Below are 23832 nucleotides of genomic sequence, written 5' to 3'. Positions count from 1 at the left end.
GTAATATGACTCTTTATAAGATGCATTATGGATAGATCTTTATGAAAGTCAAGACAGTAGCGTTGTTATTAGGGCTGCCAGAACGGCAGCCCATCGGAGGATAGTTACGCGTCCGTGCGTGGTGACGTCAGAATGCGTGTATAGCAGGCCAGAAAGAGGCCGAAGGCCAGAATCCAGGCCAGGGCAGACAGGTTTACAGCCCAGCGATAATCGAGCCACTGGGCCGAGGCCGCCAGTCGCAACAGGGTGGCGAGAGTGATCAGCCAGTATACCCAGACAGCGCCGCGGGGCAGTTTCAGTGGCCGACCGGTATGGCCCAGAGCGACCCGGGTCATGACTCCGAGTATCAGGGTGGCCATGGCACCAAGCCCCAGGCTGTGTTGCCAGAAATGGGTAGCACTGAGCAGGGACCAGTCAGTCAGCCCCCGGAACACCAGCGATAGCGCCAGCCAGGCATAAGCCAGATGCAGTATCCACAGCAAGGGCTCACCCAGGGTGCGCCAGCCTTGCCATTGCACCAGTCTCAGTCCGTTGGTGAGGCCGGCAAGCAAAGCAACCAAACCCGTCGCCCTGCTGCCGACGGGCAGCAGACTCAGCGGGATCAGCAAGGCTATGCTGCCAATGGCCAGTCGGTCCAGCCAGACGGGTCGGCGCACGGAATTGGTTTTGCCACTCAACCGCAGCCAGTTGCCGGTGAAAGCGGGGATGATCCGGCCAGCAATGATCGCCATCATCAGGGTAATCAGACCGAGACCCAGCTGTTCGCCACTTTTCAGCAAGGCGATGGAGCCCGCGTTAAAGCCCAGATGCATCACAGCGTTTCCTGTGAGCAGTAGCGCCAGAACCCCCGCCAGCATCAGATTCCGGTAGTTTTTGTGGTCGATCAGAACGACGGCGACATAGATCGTCAATACAGCCAGAAACGACAGGTCAACCAGCGCGACCAGCCAGGCGGGCCAGAGGCTTGCGGTCAGAAACATCACTCGCCCGGCGACCCAGAGCATCAGCAAGGCCAACAAGCCAGCGCCGGACAGGGGGCGGGCACCGGTCCAGTTGGTCATGGCCGTGAGCAGGAAACCAGCGATGGCGGCCGGCACCCAGCCATACAGCATTTCATGGCTGTGCCAGTGCATGGGTGACCAGCCAATCGGCAGCGACCAGCCGCCAAACAAATAGGCCACCCAGAATAGAACCGCCAGGATGGCGTAGAGCGCGGTTGCCAGAAAGAAGGGCCGAAACGAATAACTGAGCCAGGCAGTACCGGATAACTGAGGCATGATGAACTCCTTAAAAGAGGCATGTATAATACATCTTTGTAAAGGTGCGTTACAATGCTGGTGTAGGGGTTGTCAGGTGGTAGTCATGTCTTACTTAATGATTCGTGATGTTCATGTCACGCTTGCGCTGTTAAGCGTCGGCTTATTTGTTCTGCGAGCCATCGCATCGGTACTGGAAGCAAACTGGCTACAACACCGGTGGGCTCGCGTCGCCCCTCATCTTGTCGATACGTTGTTGCTGACGATGGGGGTCTGGATGCTGTCGATCCTCCGGGTGTGGCCCCATGAAATGCCCTGGTTGATGGCCAAATTGTCAGCACTGGTGGTTTACATTCTGCTCGGTACCATGGCGATTAAGCGGGGTAAAACGCCCGCCAGCAGAGCGATATATGCGGTGCTGGCGCTGAGTGTATTTGGCTATATGGTTGCGGTCGCGATCACCAGGTCGGTGTTGCCAGGTCTTTGACGGGCAGGTCTGTGCCGAGACTCCCGGGATCAAGTACACTAGTATTCTCCAATGTTATTTCAGGCAGTAAAATCATGGATGTCATTGTCATCGGGGCCGGTGTGGTCGGCCTCGCCATCGCCCGTCGCTTTGCTCTGGCCGGCCAGTCCGTGCTGGTGCTGGAGCAGCACCCGACGCCCGGCCAGGAAACCAGTTCACGTAACTCCGAAGTGTTGCATGCCGGCATCTACTACCGCCCGGGCTCACTCAAAGCGCGCCTCTGTGTGCAGGGATATGAGCAACTGGTGGCCTATTGCCAGGACCGGCATGTCCCCTATGGTTTGCCGGGCAAACTGATTCTGGCCACCGATGAAGCGGGTGAAGCGAAGCTTGAGCAGTTGCAAGCGAATGCCGCCGCCAATGGTGTCTCGCTTGAGTCGCTTGCGCAGAAACAGGTCGCCGAGCGGGAGCCTGCCGTGTCCTGTCGCAGCGCGCTCTGGTCACCCAAAACCGGCATTATCGATTCTCATGCGTTGATGACCGCTTTTCAGGCCGATATTGAAGCACATGACGGGGATGTTGTTTGTCATCATCGGGTGGAAAAACTTGAGCGCAGTGGAGATCACTGGCAAGTGTCGGTTGTCGACAGCGAAGGCGAGCGCTCGGTCATTGATGCCGGGCGGGTGATTAACGCCGCCGGTTTGGGGGCACTGACCGTCGCCCGGTCGGTCACTCCGGCCATTGCCGATTTACCGGAAGCCGCTTACGCAAAGGGCTGTTATTTCGGTTACAGCGGCCGTTTACCGGTATCGCACCTGCTGTACCCGACGCCGGAAGCCGGCGGGCTCGGCATTCATCTGACACTGGATCTGAACGGCCAACCCCGATTCGGGCCCGACGTCACCTTCCTCGACACCGATGTGCCCGACTACGAAGTCGACCCGGCACAGGCTGGTCGATTTGCCAGTGCCGTGCAAACCTACCTGCCCGGCCTTGATGCCAGCAAGCTGGTACCTGCTTATGCGGGGGTGCGACCGAAGGTGAAGGTGGGCGATGTTATTAATGACGATTTTCTGTTGCAAGGCTATAACTGCGCAGAGCACCAGGGGCTGATCAATCTGTTTGGTATCGAGTCGCCAGGGCTGACGGCCAGTATGGCCATTGCCGATGCGGTGTTTGAACAGGGCCAGTAAGCGTTAACTTCCCCCAGGCATCCGACAGACGCCGGGTATAGGCCGTGCAACGCTCTGTGCCGGGCTGAATGCTGGAAATTCCTGTATTAACCGGTAGTCTTTCTCCTCTTTTTAAAACGCTAAGCGATCTCTACATGACCTTTGAGACCCTGCTGTCACTGTTGCCCTGGCTTATTCTGATCTTTCTGGCCTCGGGCATGGTGAAAGGAATATCGGGTTTCGGCATGCCCTTCATCGCGATACCGGCGTCGACCATTTTATTTAATGTACCCATTACCCAGGCCATGGGCTGGGTGCTGGCCTCGGGTTTCGCCACCAACCTGGTGCAGTTGTTTCAGGCGCGCCGGCACTGGCGGATTTTGCAGAGCATCTGGCTGATGGTGCTGGTACTGCTGGTGACCATGGCGTTCACCATGCAACTGTTGTCCCGATTAAATACGCATTGGCTGTCCATCGCACTGGGGGGTGTGATGGTGTTATCGATAGCCGCTCAATTGGCCAGGCCGCTGACCGTAACCGCCGAGAAGAAGACACGCTATTACCTGATCAGTGGTTTTTTCAGCGGACTCTTTGGCGGTCTGACCTCGTTTTTCGGGTTTCCGGCATTGCAGGTATTAATTGCTTCCGGCCTGAAAAAGCTGGAGTTTATTTTCGCGACCAGTTTCGTGTTGTTCAGCGGAACCCTGGTTCTGGCCATTGGCCTGGGTACTCAGGGGCTGGTAACCCCCTACGATGGCCTGATGTCAGTGCTGCTGTTTATTCCGGCGGTGCTCGGTATGCTGCTCGGTCAGCGGTTAAGAGAGCGGATGTCTCCGGCGGTTTTTGCGCGGGTGGTGCTGATGGTGTTGCTGGCCACAGGGGCCAGCATGTTTTTGCGGGGTTTGTACGGCCTGTTGTACGCCTGACCGGCGGCGGTCAGCTCACGCCAACGACCTGGGACTCCAGCTCAGTAACCAATACCGGGTCAAGCTTCAACTGACGGGCCAGTTCAGTCAGGTAGGCTTTTTCCATATAATTCTGCTCATCGACCACCAGTAAACTGGCCAGATACATTTCGGCCCCCATTTCCGGCGTTTTGGCTGAGCTGGCTATGTCGGTCGGGTCGAGCGGCTTGCGTAGCTCCCGGTCAAACCAGTCAGTCAGCTCGGCATCGCCACTCAGCTTTGCGATTTCACCATCGATCAGGGCGCGCTCCTTGTCGTCGACGTGGCCATCGGCCTTGGCTGCACCAATAACGGCTCGCAGAATTGCCTGGCTATGCTGTTCGGCCTGGGCATCGGGCAAGCGGTCCAGGGTTTCCGGGGTTCCCTGAGGCGCGCTGGACTGTTTTTGCTGGTAATTTTGATAGGCCTTGAACGCCACCGCACCCAGCGCCGCAACACCCCCGTACATGGCCAGTTTGCCGCCGGTTTTGCGCAGCTTCTTGTTGCCCAGCAACATGCCCAGGGCGCCACCGGCCAATAGCCCGCCGCCGGCACCGGACAGCAAACTGCCCGCATTGCCACCGAGCAGGCCCGACAACTGCGATGCCTTGTCGGTCGCGGCGGTCTTTGCCTGACCAACCGAGGGATTTTGCATCAGGTCGGAACCGGACTTCATTAACTGGTCAATTAAGCCACGCGTAATCATTTATAAACCTCTGAACAGGATGATTCGCTTAATCTAGCGGTTATTCAGATCGACATCATTGGGCTGACGGAACTTTTACCTGACAGGGTTCTGTTTCTAGCTCAAGCATCGGAGTTCAGTTTCATTGAGTTGCCAGTAATCCGTGCCAGGTGTCGGGTGTACCTATCCGGGGCCGGCGTAAACCCGTCCATGGGGCCTAGACCGCAACATCCATGTTGCGGACTTCCCCGGATAGGTACACCCGACACCCGGCACTCGGTTTGTCGCGAACTCCGATGCTTGAGCTACTAAGCAGTCGTCTGAATTCCTGTCTCTGTTATACTCGCTGCCAACAAGCTCGCCCGACTGATCAAGAAGGTATTCACTCAGTGTTTGATGAATTAGACATCGCCCCACCGCTTTCCGCTGCATTAACCAAGCACGGCATTCATGAAGCCACCGATGTGCAGGAAGCCGTTATTCCTCGCATTCTGGATGGTAAAGACCTGATGGTCAGTGCCCAGACCGGCAGCGGTAAAACGGTGGCGTTCGTGCTGCCGATGGTGTCGATGTTCAATCGTCGTTCGTCGCCCAATACCGGCATTCGGGCACTGATACTGGCACCGACGCGTGAGCTGGCCCGTCAGATTCAACAAGTGTGTCGCCAGCTCGGCAGTGCCACCAACGTAACCAGTCTGAGTATTACCGGCGGCGCCTCGTTTCAGGAACAGGCTGCGGAACTGCGCAAAACGCCGGACATTCTGATCGCCACACCGGGCCGGTTAAAAGAGCATCTGGAACGGCGCAGCCTTGAACTGTCTGATATCGAATTCCTGATTTTCGACGAAGCCGACCGCATGCTCGACATGGGCTTCCGGGATGATGTTATCGCCATTACCGAACATTGCTCGCCGACGCGTCAGACATTGCTTTTCTCCGCCACGCTGGAGCACGGCGGTGTGCTGGCCATGGCCAAAAAGCTGCTGCACGAGCCAGAAACCATTTCGCTGCATGCCTCGCGCTCGGTGCCGGAGAACATTCGCCAGCAATACATACTGGCGCACGACGACACCTTCAAGGAAAAGCTGATTCACGCCCTGCTGGACGAAGCCCCGAATCAGCAAGTCATTATTTTTACCAACACCATTGTGAAAGCGGAACGGCTGCACTCTTTATTGCTCAGCGGTACCCGCCGCTGTGGTCTGTTGCACGGCAACCTGACCCAGGAAGAGCGCAACGCAGTCGTCAGTGGGATGCGCAGCGGCAAGTACAAAGTGCTGGTCACAACCGACGTCGCCGCACGCGGGCTGGATTTGCCCAGTGTAGAACTGGTGGTGAACTTTGATCTGGCGCGCAAGGGTGACGAATACCTGCACCGGGTAGGCCGTACCGGACGTGCCGGTCAACCGGGCAGGGCAGTCAGCCTGGTCGGCCCGAACGAATGGGATCTGATGGCCCGCATTCATAAATACCTGGGCGCGGGTTTCGGTAAAACCACCCTGCCTGGCCTCACCAGCACCTACCAGGGGCCTGCCAAAGTTCGGGCATCCGGCAAGGCTTACGGTAAGAAGAAACCGAAAAAGGCGAAAGGCAAAGACAAAGCCAAGGTTAAAAAGCCCGCCAAGTCAGGCCCGCGCCCAAGCCGGCCCAGTGGGCCGGCCGAAGACCGCGATGGCGGTTATAAACCCATGAAACGCAAAAAGCCCGCGGCTGAGTAAGCGGCGGGCTTTTCGTGAGCCCCGCCGCTGGCGGGGCACATAAAGATGACGTCTTTTTTAGCGCCAGATCGGTTTGATGATCTCACGCACGACCTGATCGCGGGTCAGACCCAGGTCACGCAGGCGATAATCTGGCAAGCTGGCCAGATCCTGACGGGTCTTGTAGCGCATGACGGAGCGCTTGAATTGCGCCAGCAAGCGTTGAGCGAAAGGAGCTGGTGAACTGATTTCACAGCAGGCCAATGGGGTGTTGAGCGTATATTGAGTCATGATTCGCCTCCTGTTCAGGCAGTGGGATGATGAGTGCATTGTCCGGCAGTTTCAGATAAGCCACAATTGATATAAATTGCATTTCAAGTAAGCTGAGGTTATCTGAACTCCCGGGTGCCCTTCATGTCCGACTCGCCGATTGCCCGTTTGCCGCCGCTGAACACCTTGCGTTGCTTCGCACTGGCCGCAGAACACCTGAGTTTCAAGCTCGCTGCAGAAGACTTGTTTGTGACCCAGGCGGCGGTCAGCCATCAGATTCGAACGCTGGAAGAGCATCTTGGTGTGAAGGTGTTTGAACGGTTGAACCGGGAAGTGCGGTTGACGCCTGAAGGGCATGCGTTGCTGCCCTACGTTCAGGAAGCCTTCACCAGCTTGAACACGGGCGTCTCCCGGCTGCGCGCCGACCCCAACCCGGACCGGTTGAAAGTCTCCGTCATTCCCTCATTCGCTTCGGCCTGGCTTGCTCCCCGGCTGGGCAGCTTTCGCCAACGCCAGCCCGAGTATCGGGTCGTACTGAACCCAACCCACCATGTTGATACCTTTGATGGCGAAACCGATGTTGCGTTGCGCTTTGGCAGCGGTCGTTACCCGGGTCTGGTCTCAGAATGGCTGATGCACGACACTCTGATGGCCGTTTGCGTGCCGGATATGGTACCGCCCGAAGGCGCGACGCTGGATTGGTTGCGGACAGTCGATCTCGTGGAAGATCTGGACTACGAGCCAGAACCCTGGGGTCGCTGGGTTCGTCAGCAGGGGTATCCCTGGGAGGGCTTTAACGTGGCGATGACCATTGAAGATTCCCGAATGCTGATCGATATTACCCTGGCCGGCGGTTTTGTCGGCCTGGCGCGCAAGTCGCTGGTGCAAAGCCACATCATCAGTGGCCGGCTGATCAAAGTCTTCCCGTTCGAGCTGCCGATGGCCTACTCATACTACCTGGTCGCCCCGGAGCGCTACCTGAAGCGCCCCAAAGTCGCCGCCTTCCGCAAGTGGCTGATCCACGAAATGCAAACCACCTTCCTGCCAGAAATGTGGGACTTCCATGGGACATGAGGGTTGGTAGCCCCAGGGGTTCGTGCCAGATGCCGGGTAGGCCTCTCCGGGGTCGGCGTAAACCCGTCCATGGGGCCTAGGCTTCGGCATCCATGCCTCAGACTTCCCCGGAGAGGCCTACCCGGCATCTGGCACTTGGTTTGGCTGCCACTCTCAAAAGACAGAAATGGTTGTTTTTGAATTGACGCTAGCGCGAGTGCCAGTGACTGGGTAGACCTGTGTGGGGAAGTCCGCAACATGGATGTTGCGGCCTAGGCCCGAGACGTCGGACCGCCATGGACAGATTCACGCCGACCCCACACAGGTCTACCCAGTCACTGGAACGAACTCGTGGCAACCAACCAAAAACAACGGGCCTGTCAGGCCACGCAGTGGCCAATCCCCTGAAGCAACCGCAAAAACGACTGGACGGCGGCCACCTGAGCGGTTTCCTGCATGGTGTGGTAGCCGGTGGTGGGGATTTGCAGGGTGGTGCCGTGGACCAGGCCGTTGGAGGCGGCGGTAATGCGGCCCAATTCGGTGCTGCCGAGGGACTGGGGTTTCTGGCCACTGGCCTCCAGCTCTGCATTGCGCTGGGCGATGTAGTCATCCTTGAAGCTGTAGCGAATGCCCTCGCTCTGGCACAGGGCTTCCAGATTCTGAGTGGTGCTGACGTTGAACTCGGCGTTGGCGTCGCGATGACGCAAAACGACATCCTGCACGTCGGCGCTGGCTCGGTCCGGGTAGGGGCTTGTATCGACCACGACCAGTTGGTTGGTCGAACCACCGAAGCGGCGGAACCATTCCAGCAAGTAGCGCCAGCTGCGACCGGCCTCTTCCTGAGCCGTAAAGAAGGCCGTGCCCTGGTAGCCGAGCGAAAACAGATGGACCAGGCAGGCGGCGGTTAGCACGTTGTCCAGTTGGCCACTGATCAATCCGTCCTGATTCAGCAGCCGGTCCTGAAACGCCACCGGGGTGCCGGCGACCAGGTGGTCGAGCCCATCGACGTTGAAAATCAGGTTGTTTCGATGTTCGCAGATGAAACTGTCGACAATGGTGCCACCGCCCCGATAAGCGCCCGACCAGGGCTCATAAGCCATCAACGGCGTCTTCACAAAGCGGTCGACCACTTTGCGCATTAGCTCTTCCGAGACCGAATTGCCCAGCAGATCGGACCGGCTGCCTGCGACAAACGCAGCGTACTGAAATTCGTTCGGACCGGTGCAGACCAGCCCATGGCGATCGATGTGAGCTGAAAAATAGGTTGTATCGGGCTGGTTGCCCTGGGCGACCAGCAGACCCTCATACCAGGTTACCCTGGCGCCACGCTCTTCCAGTTCGCGCTGCAACACCCGGAAAAACGAATGTTCAGCCCCGACCACGCTGGGTTCCCGGATCAGCACTTTCAGCAGATCAATAAAGTCGTCAAAGTTCGCCATGATGGTTGAATCCTGATTGGCTACCACATCAAATCATCGGGGACGACAAAGTCGGCATAGGGGTCGTCTTCATCCGGCTGGCTGTCATCCGGTTCGGCTAAAAATATCACGGCTTCGGCAAAACGCTGCGCGATTTTTTCAGCCACGGCTTTCGCCACGACGATGTAACGCTCGTCGACCGAACAGATCGCTACCCGGCCTTTCGCCAGTTGGTCTTGAATCTCCTGGCTGACATACAGTTGTTTGATCTTATTGATGCGGGCATCGGTAAAGCTGAAGCGAATCTCGCCATCGACTCCGAGCGCGTTCTGTTCCAGCATTTGGGCCGCCTGGGCTTTCATCGCCTTCGCTTCTTCTGCTTCCTGCCGCTGACGATTCAGCTCCCGGTCGCGCTCTGCTTTTTCTTCGCGTTCGCGCTGCAGTCGTGCCTGTTTTTCCAGATCGGCATCGGTCGGGCCCTTGTGCTGGTGTTTGCTTTGTTTGCGCTTGTCCCGTTCGGCTTTTTTGGCCGCGTTTTTATCAACCAGGCCAGCTTTCATAAGCTGGTCTGCCAGTGATTTTGCCATAGTGAATGCCTGCTCATGTGGCTGATTCGAATGCAGGCATTCTAGCAGTCACAAGGGTGGCATGGTATGCCGTCGGCTTAAGCAGTTGTGAGTCGCCGAATCAGAGCCGCTTCATCGACTTCATCCAACTGTTCGGGTTTGAGAAAACCGACGGCATAGGTGCGGTAGGCGCCGGTCTCGATAAACACTTTCAGCAACCGGGGGTCGCAGTGACCATTCAACGCCATCGATACCATGATCGTGAGCGATTCTGACAGGGTTTTGGCCGGTTTATATGGCCGGTCGGCAGCGGTGAGGGCTTCAAACACATCAGCGATGGCCATAATGCGCTCAGAGACCGACATCTTGTGGCCGTCGAGCTTGCGCGGATAGCCCGTGCCGTCCATGCGTTCGTGGTGATTGGCGGCAATGTCCGGCACCCGGGCCAGGTGCCGGGGCCAGGGCAGCGTAGTCAGCATACGGTAGGTCTCGACAATGTGGTTGTTGATCTTGAAGCGTTCTTCATCGTTCAGGGTGCCGTGCCGGATTGACAGGTTGTAGCGCTCACCGTGGTTGGCAGCGTATTCCGGCAGCGTCATGTCAAAGCCCCAGCGATTGTTCGGGTGGCCCGCCTCGACGGGCGGCTGATAGCTGCCCCAGGGCTCCCGGTGTTCGCGTTTGTTCGCTAGCAGCAATTCCAGGCAGGGCAGTGGGGGTTCCGGTTCCCGGGCCAGTCGATCGGCCTCATCAAAGGAGATGCCAATGCGGTCGCTGAAATGGCGCCACCAGGTTTGATCTCCGATTTGGTTCATCCGGGCAATGTCATCATCACTCACCCGGGCCTCACTGCCCAGGTTCAGCCGGGCGATGAAGGCAAAGTCCTGTTGTAATTGTGCCTGCCGCCGGTCCCGTTTTTTGAGCCGTTGTTGCTGGTTGCCGCCTTTGTTCAAATCGGCCAGATACTCGATCTCGGCATCACGGTGTAGCACCTCAAAGCGCATGCGAATTTCGTGCAGCTTGTTGTACAGAGACTCCAGCTTGGTGGCCTTGTCAACAACGTGTTCGGGGGTCGTGATCTTGCCGCAGTCGTGCAGCCAGGCGGCAATGGTGAACTCGTAGCGCTCTTCGGCCGTCAGCGAAAAATCCGCAAAGGGCCCATCAGTCTGCGCCTCTACTTTGTTGAGTAAAATGCTGGCTACCTGGGGTACCCGGTCGCAATGGCCACCGGTGTAGGGTGACTTGGTATCAATGGCATCGGCCAGTAGCCGGATAATGCCATCGAACAGCGCTTTTTGTTCCTTGAACAACCGACGGGTTTCTATGGCGATGGCCACGGAGCCCGCCATACGCTCCATAAAATGTTCGAACTCGACATCCGTGATGGACGTGTGTTCAGGCCGATTTAACGCCAGCACGCCAATGGGGTGATTGCTTCGGTTCACCAGTCGGGTGGTGGTTAATCGCTGGTCTTTGCGCGACAGCGTTTCTCTCACCGTTGCCGCTGGGTTTTCGCCAAGCATCAGTGTGACCGGCACTCGAGAGGGTCCAACATGACCGGCCCGTATCAACCGTGTTTGCTCGGTGTTGTTCAGATAGACCACGGCGTCCGTTGCCCCCACGGCTGACGCCAGTTCGTGCAAGACCTCGCTGATCATGTTGTCCAGATCCGTCGAGCGGTTCAGTGTTTGGCTGATGCGGCTGAAATTGGTAATCATGCCTGCCATGCGCTCGGTATGCAGGCCAAGGTCATGCACTTCCCGAATGTTGGAGTGCACCGCTTCGATATCCGCCTCGAACTCGAAGCGACCAATGGCCTCAACCTGGTCGGCCAGTTTGCGCAGTGGCTTGCCAATACGGCGACCCAGCCACCAGCCAATCGGCAGCAACGCGATGACCAGTAACAACGACAACCCAACCTGTTGGCGCAACAAGGCTTTGGCATCGGCCAATAGCGATGCCTGGGGAACGGCCATCAGAACGCGCAGATTCTCATTGGCAAAGGCTGATAAAGGCGACCACAGCCCAAAGCCTGGTTGATTGTTGATAGAAACCGGGAATAAGGTGCGAGCAGGCTGTGAGCTGGTGGCGACGTCGGTAAGTGCCGGCAGGTTCAATTCGGACAGCTCTGCCAGGCGCAAACTGCCGTTTATGTCTGGCAGAATCATCTGATCGACGTGCTCGTAGCCAATCACTTTATTGCCTTCACTGACCAGTGCCAGTTGAGTGCCCGTAACCGGCGCCAGCGTTTTCACTTGCAACGACAGGTCTTCCACGGATGCATCAACGGCCAAAATGGCACCGGTCGCCGACTGACTGGCCAGGCTGATACCGATTTCACCTGTGGTGTAAAACACATAGGGGTCGGTCAGGATACGCTCGTCGCTGGCACTGGCGTCGATGAACCAGGGGCGGGTACGTGGATCGAAGGCGTACTGGGGTCGTATGACAATACTCTTGAGGCGGAGTTGTTTATCGAACCAGGCCCATCGGCCCAGGGTTTCCCCGTTTTGACGCTCTACGCTTTGCAGCAGAAAATGCGCATCATCGGGGGCGTCTAGTACATTGCGGGCACGTTCGTTGTTGATCGGCCGAAGTAACAGAAAGTCGCCATCCGGGTAACCCACGTAGACGGCGCTGATGACGTTATTGGAAGCCAGAACCTGAGCGAGAGCAGGCACTCGTTTCAGTCGGTCCTCAAACCGCACCGCAGAGACCAGGGGGTCAAACTGCAGTTGGGCAACAATGCTCTCGACCGGTTGAATTAACTGCTCTATCTGGCCATCCAGGAGATCGGAGGCATTCTCAGCAGCCGACGTTGTGGCTGACAGCAAGGTTGCCCGGGTACTTTGATAGCTCAAAGTCACCAGGATCAGGCTGAGCGCCAGAAGGCTCAGCGTAATAGCCATGCTGATCAGCCACTGCAATGGGATGTAAAACCGCTGTGACACAAACAGGACCTCGCCAGGCTGATTATCAGCCTTAACTGCAATCACGGGTTATCTGGTGCCTCAACAGACGGAGCCTGGTACCCAGAGGGTGCTGCGTAAGGTGACTCTGAGTAAGGTAACTCTGAGCCTGAACCGCCGGATGAGATGAACGCTATGTCTGTCAGCCTAGACGGTTTTCCGGCCAGTGTGAGAGGAATCTATAAATCTTTGAATTGGTTTTTGAGGGCCTCGAATGCACGGCGTTTGACATCGTCTTCAAGTCGCACCGGGTCGGCCTCGGGAATGAGTTGGCCGTTGTCGAGTTGGACGTCGGAAGCGGCAGGGGGCTGGTCGGCGGGGGCTTTTTCCGATTCAATGTGGTCCTGCAGCAGTATCAGTGCCTCGACCGAGCCTTGTATCGCTTCTTCCTCGCCCTGATGCTGACTGATGCGCTGTTCGAGACGCGCGACAACCTGTTGAACTTCCTCAAGACCGGGCTGTTTTTCTGAGAGCCACTGTTGGGCACTTTCTGCGGATGTAGACATGAGAACCTGCGACACCTTACTGAATGATCAAACGGGACGCCTGCAAGTGTACCGGAACTGGTGGCCAAACGCCGAGGCCTGGCTGCAGGATTGTGTCGGGAATTTGCCCTGGGAGCAGAGTCGGGTGACTGTCTTTGGCAAGGAACATCCAATTCCCAGGCTGGAAGCCTGGCTTGGCGAAGCAGGTGTTCGCTACGGCTATAGCGGCCAGACTCGGGTGATGAACGGTTGGCCCGCGCACTGGTTGGCGTTGCTGGAGGCGGTGAATAAGCAGGCGGACTGTGGGTTTAATTTCGCGCTGGCCAACTGGTATCGAAGCGGCGCCGACCGCATGGGCTGGCACGCCGATAACGAGACGGAACTGGGCGCCAACCCGACGGTAGCCACGCTCTCTTTCGGAGCACCACGCGATTTTCGCCTGCGTCGCAACGAGCAGCATAAAGAAACACTGACCGTGTCGCTGAAATCGGGTGATCTGGTGGTGATGAGTGGTGCACTGCAGCATCACTGGCAGCACAGCTTGCCGGCCCGGGCGAATGCAGGGGACAGGATCAGTCTGACGTTTAGAAGGATAGTGAGTGAGTTAACATGACGTTTGGGGGATGATAGGAATGTAACCATTGCTATCCGCTCCCGAGGCTGAACATTCCAGTCCTCTCGCCCCCTTTAGGGCTTTGTCGGCAGGTACCTTGAAGTTAGTAAGCCATGAACCCGAAACTTAATCGGTTAACGAGTCCGCATCGCGGTAGAGCTCAGTCATTTTGTCGACAATGGCATTGCGGATGCTGGTTTTCTCGAACTCGGAGCGACGGGTCAGGTTGGCGAGCTTGACCCGGTGCAGGTGCAGGCAGGGCATACTCGCGTTGAACTCACGCAAGTCGCCCTTGACCAGAATGGGCAGGAAAGGGTCTTCCGAATGGCGGGTCCGAATCATTTTCTTCAGCGCCTGCTTGAACGGAATGGGCACGGGTTTTACATCCCGGCTTTTGTATTTGACGATGACGTAAAAGCCGGTCTTGCCGATCAGCTCACCGGGCACGATGTGAAAGCCGGTGTCGCGCACTGCCTCGGGCACAATGCCGTGAAAGGTGTCGTGAAAGGCGTAAGGGTTGGGCAGTACCACCATCTTGCTGTTTTCGGAGCTTGGAAAGTGCAGGCTGTAGTTGGTGTAGAACTGCTCGACGGAAGGCGCATAGACACACAGGCGGCTTTCAAAGCAGCGCACAAAATCAACGGCCTGGTTGCGGCTCTGGATGGAATCCAGGCTCCATTCCAGGTCGCTGTTCTGAGGTTGCTGTGCCATGGTGGTCATTCGATTGCTCCTTCGCCGGTTAGGCGGTATCACCCATATTACGCTTACAGCTGTCTGTCGGCACGTTGGGATTAATGCCAGCGGAGCCTTGTCGTCAGATTCGGGGTTATACGGTTACTATAGGGTAAAAGATCCCTGTTCGACGGCGACCCCGCGGAATGGTCGAGAACTGTGACGCTGGTTCAAAATCGTACAGTGTTTTTCGAGCGAAAGCGTCAAAATAATCACACACAGCCGAGGTTGTTTTTTGTACAGGCTTATATTGACAGTCTTTTGGCGCGACTTAAAGGCCGTTTTTTGAAACAATGTGCGGCTTTGGGCAATACCAGTTGTTAATGGGTGGGGGAATGCCGAATGGCAAACGCTGTTGTTGAGCGCTTAATCGAATTATTGCAGTTGGAACCGATCGGTCAGCTGCGTTATCGCGGCTTGTCCCAGGATTTGGGGTACCCCAAGGTGTTTGGCGGTCAGGTTATTGGCCAGGCACTGTCGGCGGCTATTCAGACGCTCGATAGCCGCATGCCGCACTCACTGCATTCCTACTTTCTCAGACCGGGCGATACCAATCATCCGATCGAGTACGAAGTTGAAATTATCCGCGACGGCCGCTCTTTCAGCGTGCGCCGCGTTATCGCCAGTCAGTTTGGCAAGCCCATTCTGGCCATGACGGCCTCGTTTCAAGCGCCGGAATCCGGCCTGGAACATCAGGATTCGATGCCCAACGTGCCAGGCCCCGAGCTGTTGGAGTCGGAGGTGAAGCTGTATCGGGATCATGCCGATGAAATTCCGGGGCGGGTGCGGGATTTGTTCACCGCAGAACGGCCGATCGAATACCGCATTGTTGAGGCGCAAAACCCGTTTCGGCCGCGCCACGGCATCGCCAAGCGCCATATGTGGATTCGCGCCAACGGCAGCCTGCCGGATGACCCCCTGGTGCATCAGTCGATGCTGGCCTACACCACCGACTATGGCTTTCTGGAAACGGCGCTGATGCCTCACGGCATTTCGCTGATGAAACCGGGCCTGACCATCGCCAGCCTTGATCACGCCATCTGGTTTCACCGCCCGTTCCGGCTCGACGATTGGTTGCTCTACGTCGCCGACAGCCCCAGTGCCAGTGGCGCGCGTGGTTATGTGCGAGGGCAGATTTTCGATCGGGACGGCAACCTGGTCGCCAGTACCGCGCAGGAAGGTCTGATCCGGTATGCCGGTGACACCGATGACTGAGGCAACGACGATGACTTCGCGACCACGCATTACCCTGGGCATAACCGGTGCTTCGGGCACGCCCTATGCCGAACGCCTGCTGCAGGTGTTGCTGGCCGCCGATTATGAAGTGCATTTGCTGGTATCGAAGGCCGCCTTGATGGTGGCCGCGGTAGAGACCGGCACGCCCTGGCCAGCACAGCATGAAAAACTGGCGGCTTATTTACGGGAACGGCTGGGCACCGGCGGTGAGCTGATCATCGCCGGTCGGGAAGACTGGATGAGCCCGGTCGCCAGTGGCTCCGGAGCACCCGACACCATGATCGTCTGCCCCTGTTCAACCGGGACGTTGGCAGCCATTGCCACCGGTCAGTGCGATAATCTGATCGAGCGCGGAGCCGACGTGGTGCTCAAAGAGGGTGGCAAGCTGATACTGGTACCGCGCGAGACGCCCTACAGCGAGATTCACCTGACCAACATGCTGACGCTCAAACGAGCCGGTGCTCATATCCTGCCCGCCAGCCCGGGGTTCTATCACCAGCCCGAAACCGTGGCCGACATGGTCGATTTCATTGTGGCCCGGGTGCTCAAATGCGCCGGTATTCCACAAAGCCTGCTGCCACCCTGGGGTTATCGGGGTGCCGGGGCGGAAACTGGAGGCAGCTGATGCGGGTTTTATTGCTTTTTGCAAGTATCAAAAGACTTGCAAAATTACCGAACAATTCAGTATCAGAAATTGCTGGCAGGGACGTATTCTTACAATTCCTATATTATTTCGTGCTGTGTGACAGAACCATCATAGGTCAACTTGCTTACAGATGATCAATACACTACTGTATATAAAAACAGCATATTTGCAATGTGCATTAGAAGATTGGATATCTTACAGAGGCAATAAATGGTGAAAAAATACCAACTCATAGATCTATTTTGCGGTGCTGGTGGAATGTCGCTTGGTTTCACGGACAGTCGATTCTGTGGTGACTTCGATAGTATCCTTGCGATCGACAATAATAAGGATGCGGTAAATACTTACAATGCAAACTTTGGATATAGAGAGCATTGTTTGGATGCGAACATCGAGCAATGGCTAAATTCTAATACAGTACCTCAGGCTGACATTGTTATTGGCGGGCCTCCCTGCCAGGGATTCAGTTTATTAAACAAGAATAGAGTTGGTGATGCGCGCCGAGCATTGTGGGAACCTTATATGGATATTGTGGAGCAGTCCGGCGCAGATATCTTTGTTATGGAAAATGTGCCAGGACTACTAAAGAGCCCAGAGTTTGCAGATATCTGCAAACGAGCTGGCGGCATGGGGTTTGAAATGCTTGAGCCAGCCGTATTGAATATGGCTGATTATGGAGCCCCCCAAACAAGGAAAAGAACTATTGCAATCGGTGTAAAAGCCGGAGGCTTTGATTTTGGCATGCTACCAGAATTCCCGCCTCGCCGAACTCATGCTGCTCCCGGAACATCGAACGAGTTGCCACCGTGGCTCACAGTAGAAGAGTTTATAGCGGACTTGCCAGAACCAGTAGGTACGGATATTCGTTATGAGAAAAAGCCACCTTTAGATTTACACTTTGGCAGGACTCCTACACCGAAAAGTATTGAAAGATATAAAGCTGTCCCAGTTGGAGGTAACCGGTTTGACCTACAGCGTAATCGACCAGATATTACGCCAATGTGCTGGATAAATAAGAAGTCTGGTGGGACGGACTTATTCGGTCGATTATGGTGGGACAGACCATCCGTGACGATTCGTACAGAATTCTACAAGCCAGAAAAAGGCAGATACCTTCATCCATGTATGAATCGTCCTATTACCCACAGAGAGGCTGCCCGATTAATGTCTTTTCCCGATGACTTTAAGTTTACCGGTAGCAAGATAGAAGTGGCGAGGCAAATCGGGAATGCAGTCCCCCCTGTTTTTGCCGGGGCTATAGCTCGATATGTTTCAGAGTTAATGGAATGTAGAAAATTAACTGGAAAAAAAGTAGCGTAGCATGGCTAGACGTTCTAAGCGTAATGACCCAGAAATACTCCGTAAGAAGCTAGTAGACCTTTTAGTGGATTTCGAGAAAAAGCTTCTGGAGCAGAACTTGCGTGATCAAGTTCGAGCACTAATACCTGCAAATCACCAGTTAAGGGACTTGGGTAGCTCCTTAGTTAAAGATGAAAATGCCGATTCTGCGAGAGATCGGGTATTGTCTTATTTGAGAAAGTACCCAGGTGTCCTGGTTCAGGGTGATGAATTGATGATTGTTGCTGGCATTAGCGAATACGCGAGGCGAATCAGGGAGCTGAGGGTGGAGAACGGTTGGCCAGTATTTACAGGGCAGGCTTATAAAGAGGCCGTTGAAGACGAAGGTTCTGATATGCCCGCCACAGATATATTGAGCGTTGGTAAAACGGATACATATATTTTAACAGAAGACAAGCAAGATCGAGACGCTGCACATCGCTGGAATTTAGCCAATGAGATTAGGAAAAGTAATCTAGGCGTAAAAAGTAAGTTGCTGAAATATTTTAGAGAAAATTTGGGAAAGCGAATTACAGGCGAGGAGCTTAAGTATCTTGCTAAAGGTGCCTCGGAATGGCCTCGAAGAGTGCGCGAGTTGCGTACTGAGGATGGCTGGCCAATTGCAACACGAATGACCGGGATGCCCAGTCTCCCTGTTGGTGTTTACTTGCTCGAGGAAGATCGTCAGGCACCAGTCCATGATAGAAAAATACCAGATTCGGTTCGTGTGAAAGTACTTGAAAGAGATGATTTTTGTTGCCGCTTTTGTGGATGGGATCCTGAAAAATCAAGATTGGCAGATCGATATCGGTCAATACTTGAACTGCATCATATTGAGCATCATGCAAAGGGTGGTGCTAACACTCAAGAGAATCTCATTACATTATGTAATATTTGTCACGATGATACACATCGGGGAAATATCTCAAAGTCTTCTCTGTTACAAAAGCTGAAAGGTTCGTAAGTGAATGGAGTGGTAGGTATAGCCAACTCTATTGGCGCCCGTATTGTTGAATGCGCTATTAATTCTAAGGCAGTAACGCCGCTTTGGAAATCTCGATGCACTGAGCAAGGGTTAAATACAAGGTAATGCAGGTACTTCTGCTCAGTGCCTACCACAGCGCCAGCCACGCCTACTGGTGCAAGGGCCTTATGGACGCGTTTCCGGACATCGACTGGACGCTGAAAACGCAACCCGCGCGGCATTTTAGCTGGCGTGTGGAGGCTTCGGGCTTGCTCTGGGCACTGGCAGACGACCCGGATATGGAGCGCCACTATGACCTCATCATCGCCACCAGCCTGAGTGATCTGACCCGGTTGCGCGCCTTTCGCGCGCACCTGGCCGCCATTCCAACCTGGCTCTATTTTCACGAAAACCAGTTTGCCCACCCCCGTTCCGCCTCGCAGGCCACCGACCACCAGATTGGCTGGCAGTTTCTGAGCATTCAAAATGCCCTGTGTGCCGACTGGGTCAGCTTCAACACCGAGTTTAACCGGCGCACCTTTTTCGCGGGCGCCCGCAAACTACTGCGTCGTTTTCCGGAAAAGCTGCCGGGTGAACCCATGGTTCGAATCGAGCGGCACTCGGATGTTCTGCCGGTGCCTCTGACCGACGACTTCGCCGCCTTGTCAGGCCATGCCAAAGAGCCGGACTTGATTGTCTGGAATCACCGCTGGGAATGGGATAAACAGCCGGAGCGTTTTTTGGCGGCCCTGGTGCGATTGCGTGAAGCGGGTGTGGGTTTCCGCCTGGCCATGCTCGGATCGGGTGGCGGTCGCAATGGCGAATTTGATCAGCAACGCCAGGCGCTGGGTGATGCGGTGGTGCACTGGGGGGAGGCAAGCCGGGACGATTATGCCCAATGGGTCGCTCGCGCCGGGATCGGTGTCTCGACCGCTCTGCACGATTTTCAGGGGTTATCGATGCTGGAGCTGGCGCAGGCCGGTGCTCAGGTGGTGGTGCCTAACCGTCTGGCGTACCCCGAGTGCTTGCCGACGGCCCGGTTTTATGACGGGTCAGAGGGCGATGCCCGTCGGGACATCGACGATCTGGCTGAGGCACTGAAAGCCACGCTGGCAGAGGGTAAAGCGGCCAGCAAACCCTCAATACCCCTGTGGCAGGACATGGCCGGACGTTATACCGGGCGAATCGCCGCTATTGCTTCAGTGTCCGGCCACCATCGACCGGGAGAATCTGGCCGCTGATATAGGGGGCGGTCGCCAGGAACAAGGCCGCTTCGGCGATATCGGTGGGGCTGCCCATGCGCGCCAGGGGTATGCTTCGAGTCAGTTCCTGTTCGTACTCATCGCCTTCGTGCTCGGGTAACAGAATGGCGCCGGGGGCGATGGCGTTGGCACGAACCTGGGGAGCCAGATCCAGCGCGGCGCTTTTGGTCAGGCTGATCAGCCCGGCCTTGGCCGCACCGTAAGCCGGGTGGTTGGCCAGTGGTCGCAGCGCATGTATATCGACCAGGTTGATGATGGCCCCTTCCCGGCGTTTCAGTTCCGGTGCCAGTGCCTGAATCATCACCATGGGCAGCAGCAGGTTGCTGTGCATCAGGGTGTTAATGGCCTCATCGGTGATCTCACCCCAGGGGGTGGGGAAGAAACTCGACGCATTGTTGATCAGCACATCCACTTGCCCGAACGCTTCTATCGCAGCCAGGGCGGCGGATTGAACGTGATCGCGGGTATCCAGTGGCGATTGAACACAGGCGGCGCTGTTGGGCCGGGTGTGATTCAGCTGGCTAACGAGTTCATTGGCATCGCGTTCACTGCTGCGGTAGTGAATGACGACCCGAAAGCCGGCGGTGTGAAAAACCCGGGCCGTTTCTGCACCCACCCGGCGGGCGCCGCCGGTGATAAACACCACCGGCGCGTTACTGTTGATACCACTGATCGTACTGGTCAGTCGGACCATGTTGCCTTCTCCTGCGCTACGGCGCGTACCCGTTCCCGATTCAGCGCTTCGCCCAGCTCAGCGCCCTTATACCCCTGAGCGGCCAGGTCAACCGGTAAAACCGACTCACAAGCCGTCAGGCAACGTTTAAACAACGCTGACTGAGGGTACGGTTGCTGTTCCAGACCGGATCGGCCGCGGGCATCGCATTCACAGGCTTGCAAAAACTGATCAAAGTGGTCGCTGCGCCGCCAGGCGCCGAGTTTGTTCAGGGTTTTGACAATAGTGGCCGGGCGCAGTTCCCGAATTTTGTGGCAATGGGTGTGATACCGGGCTGTGTGCTCGGCCAGCGCCGCGGCTTTCTTCGGCCAGCGCCAGTCGCTGGCGTGCTGGCGAATCAGGTCGGCACCCAGGTCTTCGTGGCCCCGGTGCGAAGGCCAGTTGGTGGGTTCGGTTAGGGCTTTGCCCAGGTCGTGGCTGAGGGTGGCTACGCGAACTTCCAGTGGCGCTTCCATGCGAACGGCAATTTGCAGGGCTTTCAGGGTGTGAATGCCGGTATCGACTTCGGGGTGCCAGCGCATCGGCTGTGGGATGCCGAACAGGGCATCCAGGGCCGGGAATACAACCTTGAGTGCGCCACAGCCGCGCAATACCTGAAAAAAGACTTCCGGATTGGGTTCCATCAGCGCACGGCTCATTTCCTGCCAGATGCGTTCCGGTACCAGGTATTTCAGTTCGCCTGATTGCACCATGTCGCACATGAGGGCCTGGGTCTCATCGGCGATGCCGAATCCGAGGTGGTCGAACCGGGCGGCAAAGCGGGCGATGCGCAATACCCGCAGTGGGTCTTCGCGAAAAGCGGGCGATACATGGCGTAGTAATCGGTTATCGAGGTCGGCCTTGCCGTGATGCGGGTCAATGAGGGTGCCATCACTGGTTTGCGCCATGGCATTGATGGTCAGGTCGCGGCGCAACAGGTCTTCTTCTAGGGTGACGTCGGGTGAGAACTGGACTTCAAAGCCGGTATAGCCGTGGCCCGATTTGCGCTCGGTGCGCGCCAGGGCGTATTCCTCTTTGGTTTTGGGGTGTAAAAACACGGGAAAGTCAGCCCCAACGCGCTGATAGCCCGCTTGTTCCAGTTCTTCAGGCGCAGCACCAACCACCACCCAGTCGTGGTCTTTAACGGTCAGGCCGAGCAAGGTGTCGCGAACGGCACCGCCAACGAGGTAGGTATCCATGTAGGGCGTTCAGGCAAAGGTTGGGAATGAGGGTCTAGTGTAGTGGAAAGTGGGGCGGGGTTGCAGGGGGTGCTTTGAGTTCGCGACCGTCACCGGATGAACCTAGCCGGGGTCGGCGTGAATCCGTCCATGGAGCCTAGGCCGCAGCATCCATGCTGCGGACTCCCCCGGCTAGGTACATCCGGCAACGGTCGCTTAGTTTGTTGCCAGTATCACTGTTTTAGTGACTAGAATTCCATGCTGAACTGAGCAACAGCACCGGCGTCCTGAATCACTTCATCCCAGTCGTCGAATGACTTGGGCTTGAACCAACCGCTGAAATCCAGCCCGACGCCCCAGGGCGTAAAGCCGAACCCGGCTGATACAACATGGCTGTCTTCAACACTCAGGTTATTACGATAACCGCCACGCAGTTTGAACCAGTTATAAGCATTGAATTCCGCACCCAGGCCCAGGTAGCGAGTTGGAGCGCCGTATTTCAGAGGCTGGTTTTCGGTGATGTCCAGATCCGCCGCCAGGGTTGTCCAGCGTGTCATGTGGGCACCGCCAATGCGCATTTTCGGACCAATGCTGACATCTGCACCCGAGGTGGTTTCAAAGGTTTGGGGAATCAGGTCTTTTATGACCAGGCCCGCTCTGACTTGTCCGCGCAATACGTCGGGCCAGTTTTTGGCAACACCCACGTCGACGTTTGCCGTCACGACATTGGTTGAGTTTTCTTCAATCAGAGTCGCGGTGTCGCCAAACTCGTCTTCGGCCTCGTCAATGGTGAATCGCTTCTCAAAGATGTTCAGGCTCACCAGCTTGGGAGTTACACCCGCAGAGAAGGCTTCGCCCATGTATTCGAAATCCCGGGCGATGGTGACACCAAACTCGGTCACGGATGCGCCGATGATCTCCAGTTCGGATTCGAAGTTTTCCAGGGTAGGGGCGTTTACCTCGCCGTTGGTGTAGTAGGTACCGTTGTAATTAACGAGGGCATCTTGCTCGGTGTTTACGTCCTGTTGAGCGGTGTCCAGGTTGGTGTAGAGGGTATCCAGCTCCGTACCCCAGTCTTGTAGGTCGCTTTGATATCCTGCATCAGCTTGCCCATTCGTGTAGTCGTCAGGGTCAGGCAAGGTTCCAATGTGATTGGTAATCGCCTGGTTAGCGCCCGACAGGTCAACCATGGATCCACTGAGTTCGGTTGATTGATTGGTCAGCCCGGTTAAATCGCTCAACAACAAATCGATTTCATTGAAATCGTTGTCGTTCATAAAGATCTTGGCGCCAATAGTGGTGTTGTTCGAGATATTGAAACCGAAACTGTAGCCTTCGCGTGGCAGGCTCACGCTGATGAAATCTGCACCCAATCCCAGGCTGAATGCTTTTTCATCAAATGACTGAAAGTCGGTTTTGGTATTTTGTACGACTCGGTCGAGGTTGGTGGCCTCATCATTGGCGGTAGTTGTTTTCCCATCTAACGTGGTGGTGTTCGAAGTTAAGTTAGTCGACTGCGTATTGAGTTCATCGAGGCTAGCTTGGGAAACTTCCCCATCATTGTCGATATCGTCATTGACCGCCTGAATCGCAGCATCTAGATCAAAAACGTTTTGACTGATGCTGGTCAGCACTTCTTCCATTGAGTCAATGCCTGCACTGGCATCCCCAAAAACGGCCACACTGAATGCGTCGGCATCGATGGTTTCGAACTGATCGATGGTGCCACCTTCATCAGAGAATGCCTTGCCGGATGAGACCACGCCATCGGAATCATCGATGGAGAACCGAAATGAGGGCAGTGTCATGGCGAATTTTGACTCTCGTCCCAGTGCAGACAGTAGAGCCGGGTTAAACGAGTGAACACTAGACAGCGATGCAGACGCCACCCCGGTATTGCCCATAGCGTTCGACTTCGCATCATTCCCGGTAAAGGGGGTTGCCTGAGCTGCACTGGCAGCAATCACAGAGAGGGTAAGCAGTGTTTTCTTCATTCGGAGGCCCTGATTAGGTTGAATAGCATGGTGCGCTGAGCGTCGCCGCTGGTTTCCAGTCTGGCGTTTCTGGCCTGCACTCTAAGTTTGCCTGAGCCAGTAATGATTAAATAATGGGTCAGCGTCTATTAAATGTGAAGTAAATCACAATAAAAAGTGCTGTTTGAGCAGATTTCGAC

At 56.0% G+C, this 23832-nt stretch carries 22 protein-coding genes; 11 read left to right on the top strand and 11 right to left on the bottom strand.

Translation table 11 applies throughout. The features are described from left to right. Positions 1 to 104: 104 nt before the first annotated feature. Positions 105 to 1277 (bottom strand): NnrS family protein, encoded by a 1173-nt coding sequence (locus tag G565_RS0121300; protein ID WP_028672594.1) that lies wholly within the window; start codon positions 1275 to 1277, stop codon positions 105 to 107. Between the two features lie 85 nt (positions 1278 to 1362). Between G565_RS0121300 and G565_RS0121295 the strand changes: the two genes are divergently transcribed. The 3 genes from G565_RS0121295 (at position 1363) to G565_RS0121285 (ending at position 3820) form a co-directional block, all read left to right on the top strand. Beyond that, the gene (locus tag G565_RS0121295) at positions 1363 to 1743 is read left to right on the top strand and encodes a SirB2 family protein (protein ID WP_028672593.1); all 381 of its coding nucleotides are present in this window, start codon (positions 1363 to 1365) and stop codon (positions 1741 to 1743) included. A gap of 74 nt (positions 1744 to 1817) precedes the next feature. Then, entirely contained in the window at positions 1818 to 2915 is a 1098-nt protein-coding gene (locus G565_RS0121290; RefSeq protein ID WP_037340990.1) for an NAD(P)/FAD-dependent oxidoreductase, read from the top strand. Positions 2916 to 3049: 134 nt separating this feature from the next. Beyond that, the gene (locus tag G565_RS0121285) at positions 3050 to 3820 is read left to right on the top strand and encodes a sulfite exporter TauE/SafE family protein (protein ID WP_028672591.1); all 771 of its coding nucleotides are present in this window, start codon (positions 3050 to 3052) and stop codon (positions 3818 to 3820) included. A gap of 10 nt (positions 3821 to 3830) precedes the next feature. Here the strand turns inward: G565_RS0121285 and G565_RS0121280 are convergent, their stop codons facing one another. Next, the gene (locus G565_RS0121280) at positions 3831 to 4544 is read right to left on the bottom strand and encodes a tellurite resistance TerB family protein (protein WP_028672590.1); all 714 of its coding nucleotides are present in this window, start codon (positions 4542 to 4544) and stop codon (positions 3831 to 3833) included. A gap of 368 nt (positions 4545 to 4912) precedes the next feature. Here G565_RS0121280 and G565_RS0121275 point away from each other — a divergent pair, with 368 nt between their 5' ends. Further along, on the top strand, positions 4913 to 6241 hold the full coding sequence (locus G565_RS0121275) for a DEAD/DEAH box helicase (protein ID WP_028672589.1): 1329 nt from the start codon (positions 4913 to 4915) through the stop codon (positions 6239 to 6241). 57 nt (positions 6242 to 6298) lie between these two features. Here the strand turns inward: G565_RS0121275 and G565_RS25435 are convergent, their stop codons facing one another. Continuing rightward, positions 6299 to 6511 (bottom strand): DUF1127 domain-containing protein, encoded by a 213-nt coding sequence (locus tag G565_RS25435; RefSeq protein WP_037340987.1) that lies wholly within the window; start codon positions 6509 to 6511, stop codon positions 6299 to 6301. 123 nt (positions 6512 to 6634) lie between these two features. Here G565_RS25435 and G565_RS25430 point away from each other — a divergent pair, with 123 nt between their 5' ends. Next, the gene (locus G565_RS25430) at positions 6635 to 7564 is read left to right on the top strand and encodes a LysR substrate-binding domain-containing protein (RefSeq protein WP_051208386.1); all 930 of its coding nucleotides are present in this window, start codon (positions 6635 to 6637) and stop codon (positions 7562 to 7564) included. A gap of 359 nt (positions 7565 to 7923) precedes the next feature. Here the strand turns inward: G565_RS25430 and G565_RS0121260 are convergent, their stop codons facing one another. The 4 genes from G565_RS0121260 to G565_RS0121245 form a co-directional block, all read right to left on the bottom strand. Further along, the gene (locus G565_RS0121260) at positions 7924 to 8982 is read right to left on the bottom strand and encodes a peptidase M42 (RefSeq protein WP_028672588.1); all 1059 of its coding nucleotides are present in this window, start codon (positions 8980 to 8982) and stop codon (positions 7924 to 7926) included. Positions 8983 to 9002: 20 nt separating this feature from the next. Continuing rightward, the gene (locus G565_RS0121255) at positions 9003 to 9548 is read right to left on the bottom strand and encodes a DUF2058 domain-containing protein (protein ID WP_028672587.1); all 546 of its coding nucleotides are present in this window, start codon (positions 9546 to 9548) and stop codon (positions 9003 to 9005) included. Positions 9549 to 9625: 77 nt separating this feature from the next. Next, positions 9626 to 12520: an HD domain-containing phosphohydrolase gene (locus tag G565_RS0121250; RefSeq protein ID WP_084649513.1), complete on the bottom strand. Its 2895-nt coding sequence runs from the start codon at positions 12518 to 12520 to the stop codon at positions 9626 to 9628. Between the two features lie 152 nt (positions 12521 to 12672). Further along, positions 12673 to 12999 carry a hypothetical protein gene (locus G565_RS0121245; RefSeq protein ID WP_028672585.1) on the bottom strand — a complete coding sequence of 109 codons (327 nt, stop codon included), beginning with the start codon at positions 12997 to 12999 and terminating at the stop codon, positions 12673 to 12675. Between G565_RS0121245 and G565_RS25425 the strand changes: the two genes are divergently transcribed. Then, on the top strand, positions 12998 to 13591 hold the full coding sequence (locus tag G565_RS25425) for an alpha-ketoglutarate-dependent dioxygenase AlkB family protein (RefSeq protein WP_051208385.1): 594 nt from the start codon (positions 12998 to 13000) through the stop codon (positions 13589 to 13591). The genes G565_RS0121245 and G565_RS25425 overlap by 2 nt on opposite strands. Positions 13592 to 13717: 126 nt before the next feature. Here the strand turns inward: G565_RS25425 and G565_RS0121235 are convergent, their stop codons facing one another. After that, positions 13718 to 14311 (bottom strand): hypothetical protein, encoded by a 594-nt coding sequence (locus G565_RS0121235; protein ID WP_028672584.1) that lies wholly within the window; start codon positions 14309 to 14311, stop codon positions 13718 to 13720. Positions 14312 to 14665: 354 nt separating this feature from the next. Between G565_RS0121235 and G565_RS0121230 the strand changes: the two genes are divergently transcribed. From G565_RS0121230 to G565_RS25415, 5 genes are all read left to right on the top strand, one after another. Continuing rightward, positions 14666 to 15538 (top strand): acyl-CoA thioesterase, encoded by an 873-nt coding sequence (locus tag G565_RS0121230; protein ID WP_028672583.1) that lies wholly within the window; start codon positions 14666 to 14668, stop codon positions 15536 to 15538. A gap of 10 nt (positions 15539 to 15548) precedes the next feature. Further along, complete coding sequence (locus G565_RS0121225) at positions 15549 to 16184, top strand: flavin prenyltransferase UbiX (RefSeq protein WP_028672582.1); 636 nt, start codon at positions 15549 to 15551, stop codon at positions 16182 to 16184. 231 nt (positions 16185 to 16415) lie between these two features. Beyond that, complete coding sequence (locus G565_RS0121220; RefSeq protein ID WP_028672581.1) at positions 16416 to 17525, top strand: DNA cytosine methyltransferase; 1110 nt, start codon at positions 16416 to 16418, stop codon at positions 17523 to 17525. Between the two features lies 1 nt (position 17526). Next, positions 17527 to 18507, top strand: coding sequence for an HNH endonuclease (locus G565_RS25420; protein ID WP_051208383.1), 981 nt, complete (start codon positions 17527 to 17529; stop codon positions 18505 to 18507). A 125-nt stretch (positions 18508 to 18632) separates the two neighbouring features. Continuing rightward, entirely contained in the window at positions 18633 to 19748 is a 1116-nt protein-coding gene (locus G565_RS25415) for a tRNA-queuosine alpha-mannosyltransferase domain-containing protein (RefSeq protein ID WP_051208381.1), read from the top strand. Here the strand turns inward: G565_RS25415 and G565_RS0121205 are convergent. The 3 genes from G565_RS0121205 to traF all read right to left on the bottom strand — a co-directional run bounded on the left by G565_RS0121205 (position 19699) and on the right by traF (position 23653). Continuing rightward, a complete protein-coding gene (locus tag G565_RS0121205; protein ID WP_211227250.1) occupies positions 19699 to 20463 on the bottom strand; it encodes a pteridine reductase in 765 nt (254 codons plus the stop codon). The two genes, G565_RS25415 and G565_RS0121205, sit on opposite strands and share 50 nt — an antisense overlap. Further along, positions 20451 to 21680, bottom strand: a complete 1230-nt coding sequence (locus G565_RS0121200; RefSeq protein WP_028672579.1) for a multifunctional CCA addition/repair protein — start codon at positions 21678 to 21680, stop codon at positions 20451 to 20453. The genes G565_RS0121205 and G565_RS0121200 overlap by 13 nt, the downstream gene beginning before the upstream one ends. 227 nt (positions 21681 to 21907) lie before the next feature. After that, positions 21908 to 23653 carry a conjugal transfer protein TraF gene (gene traF, locus G565_RS0121195; RefSeq protein WP_028672578.1) on the bottom strand — a complete coding sequence of 582 codons (1746 nt, stop codon included), beginning with the start codon at positions 23651 to 23653 and terminating at the stop codon, positions 21908 to 21910. Positions 23654 to 23832: the final 179 nt, after the last annotated feature.

The sequence above is a fragment of the Saccharospirillum impatiens DSM 12546 genome (genome assembly GCF_000423605.1).
Taxonomy (GTDB): Bacteria; Pseudomonadota; Gammaproteobacteria; order Pseudomonadales; family Natronospirillaceae; genus Saccharospirillum; species Saccharospirillum impatiens.
Note: the sequence above shows the minus strand (reverse complement) of the source record. Positions and strands in the feature narration are given on the sequence as shown.